This window comes from Tepidiforma thermophila (assembly GCF_002563855.1).
In the GTDB taxonomy this organism is placed as follows: Bacteria; Chloroflexota; Dehalococcoidia; order Tepidiformales; family Tepidiformaceae; genus Tepidiforma; species Tepidiforma thermophila.
In genome coordinates this window covers 818343-830993 of record NZ_PDJQ01000001.1, presented here as the reverse complement: position 1 = coordinate 830993, position 12651 = coordinate 818343, and the positions used below count along the sequence as shown (strand labels likewise).

14 protein-coding genes and 1 tRNA gene are annotated in these 12651 nt (G+C 71.1%); 6 read left to right on the top strand and 9 right to left on the bottom strand.

What is annotated here, in order from left to right; all coding sequences use genetic code 11:
• Together A9A59_RS03910 and A9A59_RS03905 are read right to left on the bottom strand one after the other, a co-directional pair.
• Positions 1-960 carry a PLP-dependent cysteine synthase family protein gene (locus A9A59_RS03910; protein WP_098503033.1) on the bottom strand — a complete coding sequence of 320 codons (960 nt, stop codon included), beginning with the start codon at positions 958-960 and terminating at the stop codon, positions 1-3.
• Between the two features lie 67 nt (positions 961-1027).
• On the bottom strand, positions 1028-2548 hold the full coding sequence (locus A9A59_RS03905) for an inositol-3-phosphate synthase (RefSeq protein WP_278286779.1): 1521 nt from the start codon (positions 2546-2548) through the stop codon (positions 1028-1030).
• Positions 2549-2708: 160 nt separating this feature from the next.
• Between A9A59_RS03905 and A9A59_RS03900 the strand changes: the two genes are divergently transcribed.
• The gene (locus tag A9A59_RS03900; RefSeq protein WP_098503032.1) at positions 2709-2924 is read left to right on the top strand and encodes a YgaP-like transmembrane domain; all 216 of its coding nucleotides are present in this window, start codon (positions 2709-2711) and stop codon (positions 2922-2924) included.
• A gap of 3 nt (positions 2925-2927) precedes the next feature.
• Here the strand turns inward: A9A59_RS03900 and A9A59_RS03895 are convergent, their stop codons facing one another.
• The 4 genes from A9A59_RS03895 to A9A59_RS03880 all read right to left on the bottom strand — a co-directional run bounded on the left by A9A59_RS03895 (position 2928) and on the right by A9A59_RS03880 (position 6788).
• Positions 2928-3209: a hypothetical protein gene (locus A9A59_RS03895; RefSeq protein ID WP_098503031.1), complete on the bottom strand. Its 282-nt coding sequence runs from the start codon at positions 3207-3209 to the stop codon at positions 2928-2930.
• A 68-nt stretch (positions 3210-3277) separates the two neighbouring features.
• Positions 3278-4738, bottom strand: coding sequence for an SDR family oxidoreductase (locus A9A59_RS03890; protein ID WP_098503030.1), 1461 nt, complete (start codon positions 4736-4738; stop codon positions 3278-3280).
• Positions 4735-5472 carry an HAD family hydrolase gene (locus A9A59_RS03885; protein WP_165772485.1) on the bottom strand — a complete coding sequence of 246 codons (738 nt, stop codon included), beginning with the start codon at positions 5470-5472 and terminating at the stop codon, positions 4735-4737. Before A9A59_RS03885 ends, A9A59_RS03890 begins: the two co-directional genes overlap by 4 nt.
• A 47-nt stretch (positions 5473-5519) precedes the next feature.
• On the bottom strand, positions 5520-6788 hold the full coding sequence (locus A9A59_RS03880) for a glycosyltransferase (protein WP_165772484.1): 1269 nt from the start codon (positions 6786-6788) through the stop codon (positions 5520-5522).
• An 85-nt stretch (positions 6789-6873) separates the two neighbouring features.
• Between A9A59_RS03880 and A9A59_RS03875 the strand changes: the two genes are divergently transcribed.
• From A9A59_RS03875 to A9A59_RS03865, 3 genes are read left to right on the top strand one after another with little or no spacing between them, the layout of a single operon-like run.
• Positions 6874-7134: a hypothetical protein gene (locus tag A9A59_RS03875; RefSeq protein ID WP_165772483.1), complete on the top strand. Its 261-nt coding sequence runs from the start codon at positions 6874-6876 to the stop codon at positions 7132-7134.
• Positions 7135-7142: 8 nt separating this feature from the next.
• Positions 7143-7742 (top strand): dCTP deaminase, encoded by a 600-nt coding sequence (dcd, locus tag A9A59_RS03870; protein WP_098503026.1) that lies wholly within the window; start codon positions 7143-7145, stop codon positions 7740-7742.
• Positions 7743-7766: 24 nt separating this feature from the next.
• A complete protein-coding gene (locus A9A59_RS03865) occupies positions 7767-9317 on the top strand; it encodes a carbon-nitrogen hydrolase family protein (protein WP_098503025.1) in 1551 nt (516 codons plus the stop codon).
• A gap of 9 nt (positions 9318-9326) precedes the next feature.
• Here A9A59_RS03865 and A9A59_RS03860 read toward each other — a convergent pair whose 3' ends face one another.
• The 3 genes from A9A59_RS03860 to A9A59_RS03850 all read right to left on the bottom strand — a co-directional run bounded on the left by A9A59_RS03860 (position 9327) and on the right by A9A59_RS03850 (position 11313).
• The gene (locus A9A59_RS03860; protein ID WP_098503024.1) at positions 9327-10202 is read right to left on the bottom strand and encodes a LysM peptidoglycan-binding domain-containing protein; all 876 of its coding nucleotides are present in this window, start codon (positions 10200-10202) and stop codon (positions 9327-9329) included.
• 69 nt (positions 10203-10271) lie between these two features.
• Positions 10272-11126: an SDR family NAD(P)-dependent oxidoreductase gene (locus tag A9A59_RS03855; protein ID WP_098503023.1), complete on the bottom strand. Its 855-nt coding sequence runs from the start codon at positions 11124-11126 to the stop codon at positions 10272-10274.
• Between the two features lie 99 nt (positions 11127-11225).
• A tRNA-Ser gene (locus tag A9A59_RS03850) sits at positions 11226-11313 on the bottom strand.
• A gap of 137 nt (positions 11314-11450) precedes the next feature.
• On the opposite strand from A9A59_RS03850, the gene A9A59_RS03845 reads away from it, so the two are divergent.
• Together A9A59_RS03845 and A9A59_RS03840 are read left to right on the top strand one after the other, a co-directional pair.
• Positions 11451-11873 (top strand): hypothetical protein, encoded by a 423-nt coding sequence (locus A9A59_RS03845; RefSeq protein ID WP_098503022.1) that lies wholly within the window; start codon positions 11451-11453, stop codon positions 11871-11873.
• A gap of 45 nt (positions 11874-11918) precedes the next feature.
• On the top strand, positions 11919-12644 hold the full coding sequence (locus A9A59_RS03840) for a haloacid dehalogenase type II (RefSeq protein WP_098503021.1): 726 nt from the start codon (positions 11919-11921) through the stop codon (positions 12642-12644).
• Positions 12645-12651 lie beyond the last annotated feature (7 nt).

Here is a 12651-nt window from a genome sequence, read left to right as displayed (position 1 = left end):
CTACCACCAGAGGATATCGTCGAGGGGGTCGTCGTCGGAGGTGTTCGGCGCGGGTTCGCCGTCGGCGGCCCAGAGGTCGGTACCGAGGTACTTCCAGCCGCCGTCGGCGAAGATGACGAGGATGTTGCCGCGCGGGAGGCGGGAGGCGGCGCGCATGGCGGCATGGAGGACGGCGCCGCTGGAGATGCCGCCGAAGAGGCCTTCGGCGAGCATGGCTCGGCGAGCGTGAGAGAAGGCGTGGCGGTTGCCGACGAGGATGCGGCCATCGAGGACGGATTCATCGAGGATGGGCGGGATGAAGCCGTCGTCGAGCGATTTGAGGCCCTGGACGTGGACGCCGAGGCGGGGTTCGACGCCAAGGACCTGGCAGGCGGGGTTGGCCTCTTTGAGGCGGCGGCCGACGCCGGTGATGGTGCCGCCGGTGCCGATGCCGGCGACGAAGACGTCGACGCCGCCCACGGCGGCCATGTCGGCGAGGATTTCGCCGGCGGTCCACTCTTCGTGGGCGCGGACGTTCTCGTCGCTATCGAACTGGCCGAAGTAGTGGGCGCCGGTTTCGGCGGCGATGGCGCGGGCGGCTTCGCGGGCGGATTTGATGCCGGCCTGGCGGGGGACGCGGCGGACGCGGGCGCCGTAGACGGCGAGGAGCTGTTCGATTTCGGGGTAGACGGATTCGGGGACACAGACTTCGACGGGGTGGCCGAGGATCCGGCCCCAGAGGGCGAGGGCGACGCCGGTGTTGCCGGTCGAGGCTTCGATGATCGGCTGGCCGGGTGCGAGGGCGCCGCTGGCGCGGGCGGCTTCGAGGATGCGGATGACGATGCGGTCTTTGATCGAGCCGGTGGGATTCTGGCCTTCGAGCTTGGCGAAGAGGCGGACACCGGGGCGGGGGGAGAGAGAACGGAGTTCGACGACGGGGGTGTTGCCGGCGAGCTCGCGGATGGAGGCGTAGCGGGGCATGGCTTCGATTATGACGGGAACGGCCCCGGCGTGTGCCGGGGCCGCCGCTGCGGCGTGCGGGGGAGGGCTACTCCTCTTCGTAGTATTCGAGGCCGAGGTGGGTGATCTGCTCTTCGCCCATGAGCCAGCGGAGGGTGTTCTTCAGCTTGGTCTGCTGGATGAAGAGGTCGTGCTCCGGGTAGACGGTGGGCGCGTGCTGGGGGCTCTTGAAGTAGAAGCTGAGCCACTCCTGGATGCCCTTCATGCCGGCGCGCTGGGCGAGGTCGAAGAAGAGGGCGAGGTCGAGGACGAGGGGAGCGGCGAGGATGGAGTCGCGGCAGAGGAAGTCGATCTTGATCTGCATCGGGTAGCCGAGCCACCCGAAGATATCGATGTTGTCCCAGCCCTCTTTGTTATCGCCGCGGGGCGGGTAGTAGTTGATGCGGACCTTGTGGTAGATGTTGCCGTAGAGCTGGGGGTAGAGGTCGGGCTGGAGGATGTACTCGAGGACGCCGAGCTTGGATTCTTCCTTGGTTTTGAAGCTCTCGGGGTCATCGAGGACTTCGCCGTCGCGGTTGCCGAGGATGTTGGTGGAGTACCAGCCGGCGACGCCGAGCATGCGCGCCTTGAGCATGGGCGCGATGACGGTCTTGACGAGGGTCTGGCCGGTTTTGAAGTCCTTGCCGCCGATGGGGACGCCGCGGTCGTTGGCGAGTTTGACGAGGGCGGGGATATCGACGGTGAGGTTGGGGGCGCCGTTGGCGAAGGGGACGCCCTCCATGAGGGCGGCATAGGCGTAGATCATGGAAGGGGCGATGGCGTCGGAGTTGGCTTCGAGGGCCGCCTCGAAGTTTTCGAGGTTCTCGTGCTCGGCCGACTGCTCCATGAAGACTTCGGTGGAGGCGCACCAGATCATGACGAGGCGGTCGCAGCCGTTGCGGGCCTTGAAGTCGCGGATGTCTTGGCGGATCGCTTCGGCGAGCTCCATCTTGGAGCGGCCGGACTTCACGTTGGTGCCGTGGAGGCGCTTGACGTAGCGCTGGTCGAAGGCGGCGGGCATCGGTTCGATGCCGCGGAGGAAGTCGGCGATGGGGTCGAGGTGCTCGTGGCGGTCGAGGACGCCGGCCTTGAGGGCGGCCTCGTAGGCGTTATCGGGGATGGGGTCCCAGGCGCCGAAGACGAGGTCGTCGAGGCTTGCGAGGGGGACGAACTCTTTGATGAGCGGGGAGCGTTTTTCGGTGCGCTTGCCGAGGCGGATGGTGCCCATCTGGGTGAGGGAGCCGACGGGCACGGCGCCGCGGGACCGGATGTTTTCGACGCCGGCGATGAAGGTGGTGGCGACGGCGCCGAGGCCGACGAGGAGGACGCCGAGGCGGCCGGTTGGGGGCTCGATGGCGCGGGGCTGGGGCTGAACGAAATCTTTGGGTTCCAGGATGACACCTCGTTGGCGGGCGAGGGAGATGAGGACGCCGTGCCATTGGGCAGGGATGCGCCCGGTTTTCGCCCAGTGTTGGACGGTGCTCTGGCGCCTGCCGAGGAGGGCAGCGAGGGCGCTCTGGCCGCCGAAGCGCCGGATGATGCGTTCGGCGGGATTGAGCCGGTCGTCCACCCTGCAAGCCTAACGAAAATTTCGTTAGCCGTCGAGGGGGCCGGACGGACCGAAATCGGGGGACCGCCGGACGCTCGACAGGGTGATCCGCAGAGGCGCAGGCTTCATACGGATGGTAAGCAGCCGGCGCACCGGGAGGCGCCGGGCAGGAGGTACAGCGATGGGACTGGCGACGTTCATGGCATCGACGGCGGGGCGGCTGCTGCGGGTGGTGCTCGGGATTGTGCTGGTGGTGGTCGGCCTGGTCATCGGCGGGCCGGCCGGCTGGGTGATTGCGGTCATCGGGCTGGTGCCGATCGCGGCCGGGGCAGCGAACGTCTGCCTGATCGGGCCGCTGATCGGCGCGCCGTTCAAGGGCTCCGAGCTGCGGCGGTAGGCGTCAGCGGTCGTTCATCCGCTCGAGGGCGGCGGAGTACTCGCCGGTCATGCCGGCGAGTGCTGCGAGCATGTAGCCGAGGAGGATGAACGGCAGGCGGAGCAGGGAGACGCCGACCGCGACCGGGAGCGGGCCGAAGATGAACCAGAGCGCGGTCAACACGACGTTGCCGCTGAGGAAGAGGTAGACGAGGATGCCGCCCCAGGCGGCGAGGTAGATGAGGGTGCTCGCGAGTTCGGCGAGCCCGGCGATGATGACGGCTGACCCGAAGAGTGCCTGGCGCATGGGCGCACCTCCGCTGCGCGCCGGGCGGGGCCCGGCGGTCCTGGCGCGGAAGGTAGCGGGCCGGTGCGTCAGGTCGTGTCGCGGGCGGGAGCGGCGGCGGCCGCAGCGGCGCGGCGCTCGGCGGCGCGGGCCATCTTGCGGGGCATGCGGCGGAAGATGAAGTAGTGCGCGGGGGCGAGGGCGTACCAGTAGAGCAGCCCCCAGACGCCGTTGGGGTGGAAGCGGGAGGTGGTGACCAGCTCTGAGCGGCCGGGGCCGCGCTCCCGCACTTCGAATTCGAGGACGGCGGCGCCGGGCAGCCGCATTTCGGCGAGGAGGGTGAGGCGCCGGCCGGGCTCAAGGGCAACGACGCGCCAGAAGTCGACGGCATCGCCGACGCGGAGGTCGGTGGGATGGCGCCGGCCGCGGCGGAGGCCGACGCCGCCGGCGAGGCGGTCGAGCAGGCCGCGGAGCCACCAGAGGGTATCGGCGTAGTAGTAGCCGGTGCGGCCGCCGATGCTGCGCACGACCTCCCAGGTTGCCCCGGAGGGGGCCTCGACGGGGACGGTGATGGTTTCGCCTTTGGAGTAGAAGGAGGTATCGGGGTTGTAGCCGCGGTAGGCGAGGGCGCCCTCGGCCCAGCGGGCGGGCAGGGGCTCCTGCCGCTCCCGTTCGAGCGCAGCGCGCACCGCCTCTTCGTAGGTGTGGAGCGGGATGGGGAGGACGGCGCGGATGGCGGAGTCGTCGGGGAGGAGGTCGGTCTGGAGGCCTTCGACCAGGGGGCGGGCGACGTTGATCGGGACGCTCGTGACCAGCGCGAGCCAGAGGGAGGAGAGGCGCGGGGTGAGGAAAGGTACGTCGATGGCGCGGAAGGGCCGGCCGGTGACGCGGGCGTAGCCGGCGAGGAGGTCGCGGAAGCTGAGGGTTTCGGGGCCGGCGACGTCGTAGACCTGCCCGGCGGTTTCGGGGTGCTCGATCACCCCGACGAGGTAGGCGAGGAGGTCATCGAGGGCGATCGGCCGGGTTCGGTTGCGGACCCAGCGCGGGGTGATCATGACCGGGAGGTGGTTGACGAGGTCGCGAATGACTTCGAAGCCGGCGGAGCCGGGGCCGACGATCAGCCCGGCGCGGAGCTCGGTGACCGGGACGGGGCCGGCGCGGAGGGTTTCGCCGGTGGCGAGGCGGGAGGCGAGGTGCTCAGAGATTGGCCCCTGCGGGCGGGGACCGCCGAGGTAGATGATCCGTTGGACGCCGGCGGCTGCGGCAGCATCGCGGAAGTTGCGGGCGGCTTCGTGGTCGAGGCGGGCGAAGTCGCGCCCGGCGCCCATGGAGTGGACGAGGTAGCAGGCGACGTCGATGCCGGCGAGGGCGGCGGGGAGGGTCTCAGGGCGGAGGGCATCGGCGGCGACGGTTTCGACGCCGGGCCAGGCCCGCGCCTGGAGGACCTCGAGGCGGCGGGCGGCGGCGCGCACACGGTGGCCGCGTTCAGCGAGGAGCGGGACGAGGTGGCTGCCGATGTAGCCGGTGGCGCCGAGGACGAGGACGTTCACGGGTTTGCGGGGGCGGCAGGTTCGAGGTCGAGGGCTGCCCGAAGCTCGGCGAGGTGGGCGATGACGCGGTCGGGGATGGCCGGGGCAGCGTCGGTCAGCTCGAGGCGGTCGCGATGGATCCAGGTGGCGTGGAGGCCGGCGCGGCGGGCCCCGCCGACATCGGCGTAGAGGTTATCGCCGATGTGCCAGGCTTCAGCGGGGCGGGCGCCGACCCGTTCGAGGGCGTGTTCGAAGACGCGCGGGTGCGGCTTGCCGTGACCGAATTCGCCCTCGATGACGATGACGTCGAAGTGCTCGGCGATGGGGAAGCGACTGAGCTTCCAGCGCTGCATCTCGGCGGGGCCGTTGGTGAGGAGGCCGAGGCGGAAGCCGGCTTCCCGGAGGCGGGCGAGGGTTTCGAGGCTGTCGTCGAAGAGGCGCATGCGGGCGGCCTGCTCGTCCCAGTAGCGATCGGCGATGCGCGGCGCCGCGGCGGGGTCGAGCTGGAGGCGCTGGAGCGCGAGGGCGACATTGTGGCGGCGGGCATCGTGGAGGCGGGTGCGCCAGTGTTCGACGGCGGCTTCGTCCTTCCAGAAGTTGATGAGCTGTTCGCGGATGGCGGATTCGAGGCGGGCCGGCTCGATGCCGAGTTCGGGTGCGAAGGCGGCGCAGGTGCTGCGCCAGGCCTCCTGCACGCCGCCGGAGGTATCGAGCAGCGTATCGTCGAGGTCGAAGAAGATGGCGCGCGGGGTCACGATCCCATCGTAGGCGGCCCGGGCGAGGGGTGTCGATGCGCGCGGCGTCAGCTGCTGGCGATAACGGCGGCTTCCCAGGCTTCGGGGGCGATGGCGGGCGGGGCGCTGCTGCCGGGTGCGGCGCAGCGGGCGCGGGCGGCATCGTAGACGTCGGCGATGCGGAGGCCGACGGTGCTCCAGCGGAACCGTTCGACGCTGGCGCGGGCAGCGCGGCCGAAGTTGGCGCGGAGCTCGGGATTGGCGAGGAGGACATCGAGTTTTTCGGCGAACGGCTCTGGGCAGCGCCAGGGGATGAGGTAGCCGGTGACGCCATCGATGACGGTGGAGACGAGGCCGCCGACCCGGGAGGCGACGACGGGGGTGCCGCAGGCCATGGCTTCAACGGCGACGAGGCCGAAGCTCTCGTAGAAGCTGGGGACGACGCAGACGTCGGCGGCGCTGTAGTAGCGGGGGAGGGCGGCGTGGTCGACGGCGCCGGTGAACCGGACGCGGCCGGCGATGCCGAGGGCGCGGGCCTGTGCTTCGAGCTCGGCGCGGAGCGGGGCGGCGCGGTCGTCGCCCCCGACGATGAGGAGGAGGGCGTCGTCGCGTTCGAGGCCGGCGACGGCATCGAGGAGGATTTCGAGGCCTTTGAGCTTTTCGAGGCGGCCAACCCAGAGGAGGACGGGCCGGTCGAGCGGCAGACCGAGGCTGGCGCGTGCTTCGGCGCGCGGGAGGGGACGGAAGAGGTCGAGGTCGATGCCGCAGGGGACAGTGTGCATGCGGGCCGGGTCGGCGCCGTAGTAGCGTTCGAGGAGCTGGCGTTCGTGGTCGCTGGCGGTGACGATGGCGGTGGCGCGGCGGGCGATGGTGCGCTCGTGGCGGATGCGGAGGGTGGGCTCGGCCTCGCCGAAGCGGGCGCGATTTTTGACCTCGCCGAGGGTGTGGAACATGACGACGTGGGGGAGGCGGAGCTGGCGGGCGAGGATGGTTCCGGCCCAGCCGGACTGCCAGTAGTGGGAGTGGATCAGGTCGTAGCCGGGGCCGCTGCAGGCGAATGCTCGGAGGCCGCGGACGAACTCGGGGAGGTGGCGGGCGATCTCTTCCTTTTCGAGCGGCGCGGGGGGCCCGGCGGGGAGACGGACGAGGCGGAGACCGGGAGCGACGGGTTCGACGGGCGGGAGGTCGCCATCGAGGCGGGTGAAGATATCGACTTCGTAGCCCAGGCGGGCGAGCTCGCGGGAGAGTTCGAGGACGTAGACGTTCATGCCGCCGGTCTCGCGGCCGCCGAGGGGCGCGAGGGGGCTGGTATGGGCGGAGACCATGGCGATGCGCATGCGGGTTCTATTGTGCCGGATCTGGGGCGGCCGTTTGCAGCCCAACCACCTGTGCGCAAGAATCGGTGGTCTCTGGGGGTAAGCGATGCAGATGGCCGAGCTTGCTGCCGAACTGGCGGAAGGCATGTTCCCGACGGAGGTCGTTGCCGAGGTTTCGGACGTCGACGGCAGAACCGTGACCTTTATCGCACCGAGCACGCGAGTCGTCCGGCGGACGAACGGCCGGGGACAGGTGCTGGTGCGCGTTGTGCAGCAGGGGAGCCGCGGGCTGGTTGTCGAGCTGCCCGGGGATGTCTACGGGGCGGTCCGGTACATCGAGGTGCCCCTTTCGGCCGTTTCGGCCTGAGTTCCGCGGTGATCCTCAGCGATACAGCGATCCTCGATGCGCTCCGGGACGGGCGGCTGCGGATCGACCCGCCGCCGGCGGTGCCGGCTCCGGGCGGGAACCCGGGCGCTTTCGACCCGACCTCGGTGAACCTCCGGCTTGGGCGGCTGCTGCGCATCCCCGCAACGGGCGTCAGCATCACCTTCGACCCCACGGCCGGAAGGGTTGGGCCGACTCTCGAACGGCTGTACGACCCGTACGAGATTCCGCCGGAGGGCTTCGTCCTCGACCCGGGGCGTTTCATCCTCGGGATGACGATGGAGCGGATTGGGCTGCCGCTGCCCCCGGAGCTGCCGGCTGGGGTTGCGGAGCGGGGCTGCCTCGCCGGCCGAGTTGAAGGGAAGAGCTCGCTCGCCCGGATGGGGCTGCTGATCCACTTCACTGCGCCGACCATCCATGCAGGGTTTGAAGGGACCATCGCCCTGGAGATGATGAACCTCGGCCCGGCAGGAATCCGCCTCCGCGCGGGGATGCCGATCTGCCAGCTGATCCTCGAGCCGGTGGTCGGCACGCCGCTGAGCGCCGGCGGCCAGTTCCTCGGCCAGGCGGACCCCGCGGGGCGGGGGTAAGATCGCGCCACAAGGAGGGAGCCTGTGGAAGCGTTCCGGGTTGGGTTGTGCCAGGTGCCGGCGTATCCGCTGGAGCGGGCGGAGGAGAACTGGACGGCGATCCTCGCGGCGCTCGACGAGGCCGGCCACCAGGGCGCGCAGCTCGTGGGGCTGCCGGAGTGCTCGTACCCGGCCTACTATGTGCGGGACGAGCGGCCGTACGACCGGCCGGGGGTGCGCCCGTTCGCGGAGATCACCGCTGCGCTGGCGGCGAAGTGCCGGCAGTGGGGGTACTGGCTGGCCGCGGGGCTCGCAGTGCCGCACCCGGACGGCAGCCTGACCAACAGCGGGCTGGTGTTCGACCCGGCCGGCGAGATCCGCGGGCGGTACGACAAGAGCTTCCTCTGGCATTTCGATGCGCGCTGGTTCCGGCGGGGCCGGGAGTTCCCGGTGTGGGATGCGGGCTTCGCCCGGTTCGGCATTCTCATCTGCGCTGACGCGCGCCAGCCGGAAGTGGCGCGGGCGCTGGCCGTCAACGGGGCGGAGGTGATCCTCGATCTCACGGCGTGGGTCTCGTGGGGGCGGACGATGGCGGAGCTCTCGACCACGCAGTGCGAGTACCTGGTGCCGGTGCGGGCGTTCGAGAACGGCGTGTGGATTGCGGCGGCCGACCGGTTCGGCCCGGAGGGTACCTCGCTGGTGTACGCAGGGCGGTCCTCGGTGTACGACCCGGAGGGGGTGACGCGGCTCTGCGCGCCGGCCGATGTGGGGACGGTGGTGGTGTTCGACATCGAGCCGATGCAGGTGGAGCGGCCGGCACGCCGTCCCGGGCTGTACCGGCGGCTGACCGAGCCGACGGCCTCGCTGCCGGTGACCGAGCTGCTCGGGCAGCCGGTCGTGCCGGCGGCGGAGAGCCGGCGGATCGCGGTGGTCCCCTCGCGGCCGGCCTTCGACGCGGAGGCGGTGCTGGCGGCCTACCTGGACCAGCGGGAGCAGGATGCGGACCTGGTGGTTATCGGCGGGGCGCCGGCGGCGGAGGGCTGGGAGGCGGCGCTGCCCTGGCTGGAGGCGGCCGTCCGGGAGCGCGGCGGGAGCCTGCTCTTCGGCGCGGCGGGGAACGGCGCGCGGCCGCGGCAGACGGCGGTGCTGCTCCACCCGGGCGGGACAGTAGTGCATGAGGCGTCGCACGGGCGGGGGATCGCGACAGGCGAGACGCTGCCGCCGGTGGTGGCAACGCCGGCGGGGCGGGTCGGCATCCTCTGCGGGGACGAGGGGTACGTGCCGGAGGTGGCACGCATCCTGATGCTGGAAGGGGCGGAGGTGCTGGCCTGGACGCACTTCGAGGATGCGCCGATGGCGGAGAAGGTGGCCCGGGCGCGGAGCGACGAGAACCGGGTCTACACCGCGGTCGCGGGGCCGGAGACGGGCATCATCGTGGCGCCGCACGGGGCGCCGATGACGATCGCGCCGCGGGGGAGCGGGCTGGCGATGGCTGCCCAGGTGAACCCGGCGATGACGCGCTGGAAGGACATGGCGCCGGGCACGAATGCACTGACCGACCGGATCCCTGAGGCGTACGGGGTGCTGACGGCGTAGGGCAGGCGCTCAGTCGTCGAAGCCGGCCGCAATCGCGAGGACGTTCGCGACGTACTGGAGCGTTTCGTCGAAAATGCCGAACTGCTCGATGCTCCACCAGCCCTGGTAGTAGAAGGCGAGGGCGATTTCGAGGTCGCCGCCGGCCTGCCAGAGCATGTGGGCGAAGACGGCGGCGCCGAGGCGGATATTGTCGGCGGGGTCGGTGCGCCAGTTGACGGCCCCAGGGGCGAGGTACTCAAGGCCCCATTCGGCGGTGGCGGGCATCAGCTGCATGATGCCGACGGCGCCGGCGGGGCTGACCATCGCCTGGTTCCAGCCGCTCTCGAGCCAGGCGAGCCCGAGCAGGACGGACGGCGGGATGCCGTACTCGGCGGCGGCCGCGCGCAGGAGCGCCTCGACGGCGGGGCGGGAGACGCCGGCGGCCGCAGGGGCGCGGGTGGGCGCGGGGAGGATAAGCCGCTGTCCGGCGAAGATGCGGTCGTGGTCGTCGATGCCGTTGGCCTCGGCGAGGGCGTGGACCGTGGTGCCGTGGGCGAGGGCGATGGCGGAGAGGGTATCGCCCGGTTCGACGACGTAGCTGCGGGCGGCCGGGGGAGCGACGGCGCCGCCGGGCGGCGGGACGGCAGGCGACGACTCGGCGATGGTGAGCAGCTGGCCGGCGAAGACGAGGTCGGGGTTGGCGATGCCGTTGGCGGCGGCGAGGGCGTCGACATCGACGCCGTAGCGCAGGGCAATGGCGGAGAGGGTTTCGCCGGGCTGGACTTCGTGGGTGAGGGCGTGGGCGAATGCAGCGGGCACGGCGACGGACGCCGCCAGCATCGCGAGGAGGACGCGGCAGAGGAACGGCGCCCGGTTCGCCACCGCGTGCGGGGTGTGCGGCAGCATGGGGCGTTGATACTGCCGCAACTGTTATGGCGAATGCAAGGGGGCGACGGCCCGGGAGCGGCAGGGCGGCTACCGGAGGGGGCCGGTCGCGACGGGGTTCGTACGGTTGATGACGCCCTCGAAGCGCTGCCTGACCGCCTGCCAGATGTAGTCCTGCATCGGGAAGATGTAGAAGGTGTCGTTCTTGATGGCGTCGACGACCTGCGCGGCGACCTCTTCGGGCGGGAAGCCCTGGCGAAGGAGGGATTCGACGACGGCGCGGCGCTGGCGGGCTTCTGCGGGGAGGTCGGCGGCCCGGGCGGGGCCGAACTCGGCGGGGCGGTTCCGCTCGGCATCGAGGATCTGGGTATTGACCCAGCCCGGGCAGAGGACGGAGGCGGAGAGCTTCAGGTTCATGAGGCGGAACTGTTTGTAGAGCCCCTCAGTGAGGCAGACGACGGCATGCTTGGAGATGGAGTAGGCATCGGCGCCGGTGAGCAGGCCGGCGGCCGAGGCGGTGTTCACGATGTGGCCCTCTTCGCCGCCGGCGATCATGCGGGGGACGAAGGCGCGGATGCCGCGGAGGACGCCGTGGAAGTTGACGCCGAACACCCAGTCGAAGTCGGCCTGGGGAGCTTCCCAGATGGGAACGCCTGCCCCGCCGGAGACGCCGGCGTTGTTGCAGAGGATGTGGACGGCGCCGAATGCCCGGTAGGCGGCATCGGCGAGGGCCTCGACGTCGGCGTCGGCGAGGACGTTGGTGCGCACGGCGAGGGCCCGGGCGCCCTTCTGGCGGAGGCCGGCCTCGGCGATGGCGAGGGGCTCGGCTTCGATGTCGGCGAGGACGACGGCGGCGCCCTCCTCAGCGAAGCGGGTGGCGAGGGCGAGGCCGATGCCGCTTGCGGCCCCGGTGACGACGGCGACTTTGCCCGCCAGGTCCTGCATGGGCGAATCTCCTTCGGGTTTGGCGAAGGAATCTACGGGAGCCGGGCGGGGGGCACAAGCGGAAGCGGGGAAACGGTCGCGAGGCGGGAAGAGATGACGTGGCGGAGAGGGTGGGATTCGAACCCACGGTACCTTGCGGTACACACGCTTTCCAGGCGTGCCTGATCGTCCACTCCAGCACCTCTCCGCGGGGGCGGACGGTGGACCCGATACCTGATGGTAACAGGTTCGGCGGTGTGCGCTGCCCGGCGCGGGTGGAATGCGCGCGGTTACCGTGCAGTCACCGGGTAGCAATTTTCACAGGGAGCGGGCATGATGCGAGGCATGGCAGGGAAGGCCCCGCTCCTGCTGGCCGCGTTCCTGTTCGGCATCGGGGCGAGCGGCCTCTTCATCCTGTCGTTCGCCGACCGGGCGGCGTGGGGCCCGTTTCGGCCCGCCGTTCAGCTGTCGCCGCCCCAGCGGGTCATCGTCATCGACGTCGGCGCGCCGGCCACGCCGCCGGCGCTCGAAGGGCTGCTCACGGGGCAGCCGGGCGGTGCTTCGGAGGCCCTCGCGGCTGAACCGGCGCCGGAGCTGCCGGCGGGGGGCGACGCTGGCGCGGCGGGCCAACCGTCCTCGACGCCGACACCCCTCCCGCCGATCCGCATCCACGGGGTGGCGGCCGATGACGGCGTTTCGGCGGCCGGGGCGACGCCGACCACGCCGCCGGTGCGCGTCATCAACGTGGCGGCCGGCGAGGGCGAGTAGAACGGCTTCGCCGGGAACACGGGGTTTCGGGTAGACTTCCGGGCCATGGCACTCCGGGACGTGCGCGCGCTGGTCTTCGACGTCTTCGGCACGGTGGTCGACTGGCGGTCATCGGTCATCCGGGAGCTGGAGGCGGCCGGTGCACGGTACGGCGTTTCGGCCGACTGGGGCGCGTTCGCGGACGCGTGGCGGTACGAGGGGTACCTCGGCGGCATCGCGAAGGTGAACCGGGGCGAATGGCCGTTCATGACGACGGATGAGCTGCACCGGCGGAAACTGGAGGAGCTGCTGCCGCAGTACGGGCTCGGCGGCATGCCGGAGGCGGAGCGGGAGGACCTGAACCGGGCGTGGCACCGGCTCGACCCGTGGCCGGACAGCGTGCCGGGGCTCTGGCGGCTGAAGCAGCGGTACGTGATTTCAACGCTCTCGAACGGGAACGTGGCGCTGCTGGTGCAAATGGCGAAGCGGGCCGGCCTGCCGTGGGACTGCGTGCTGGGCGCCGATGTGCTGGGGGCGTTCAAGCCGAAGCCGGAGGCGTACCTGGCCGGTGCGCGGCTGCTCGGGTTCGCGCCCGGGCAGGTAATGCTGGTGGCCGCCCACAAGGCCGACCTGAGGGCCGCGCAGGCGGCGGGCCTGCGGGCGGCATTCATTCCCCGGCCGAAGGAAGCCGGGCCGAATGTGCAGCCGGACCTCGAGCCGGACCCGTCGTTCGACATCACGGCGCGGGACTTCCTCGAGCTGGCGCGGCTGCTGGAGGAGCAAGCGGCGTAGCGGACGG

Excerpts from the sequence above, each read along its gene's own strand:
- A9A59_RS03910 (WP_098503033.1), bottom strand. The coding sequence starts at position 960 with ATGCCCCGCTACGCCTCCATCCGCGAGCTCGCCGGCAACACCCCCGTC.
- A9A59_RS03900 (WP_098503032.1), top strand. The coding sequence starts at position 2,709 with ATGGGACTGGCGACGTTCATGGCATCGACGGCGGGGCGGCTGCTGCGG.
- A9A59_RS03895 (WP_098503031.1), bottom strand. The coding sequence starts at position 3,209 with ATGCGCCAGGCACTCTTCGGGTCAGCCGTCATCATCGCCGGGCTCGCC.
- A9A59_RS03880 (WP_165772484.1), bottom strand. The coding sequence starts at position 6,788 with ATGCGCATCGCCATGGTCTCCGCCCATACCAGCCCCCTCGCGCCCCTC.
- A9A59_RS03875 (WP_165772483.1), top strand. The coding sequence starts at position 6,874 with ATGCAGATGGCCGAGCTTGCTGCCGAACTGGCGGAAGGCATGTTCCCG.
- A9A59_RS03860 (WP_098503024.1), bottom strand. The coding sequence starts at position 10,202 with ATGCTGCCGCACACCCCGCACGCGGTGGCGAACCGGGCGCCGTTCCTC.
- A9A59_RS03855 (WP_098503023.1), bottom strand. The coding sequence starts at position 11,126 with ATGCAGGACCTGGCGGGCAAAGTCGCCGTCGTCACCGGGGCCGCAAGC.
- A9A59_RS03845 (WP_098503022.1), top strand. The coding sequence starts at position 11,451 with ATGGCAGGGAAGGCCCCGCTCCTGCTGGCCGCGTTCCTGTTCGGCATC.
- A9A59_RS03840 (WP_098503021.1), top strand. The coding sequence starts at position 11,919 with ATGGCACTCCGGGACGTGCGCGCGCTGGTCTTCGACGTCTTCGGCACG.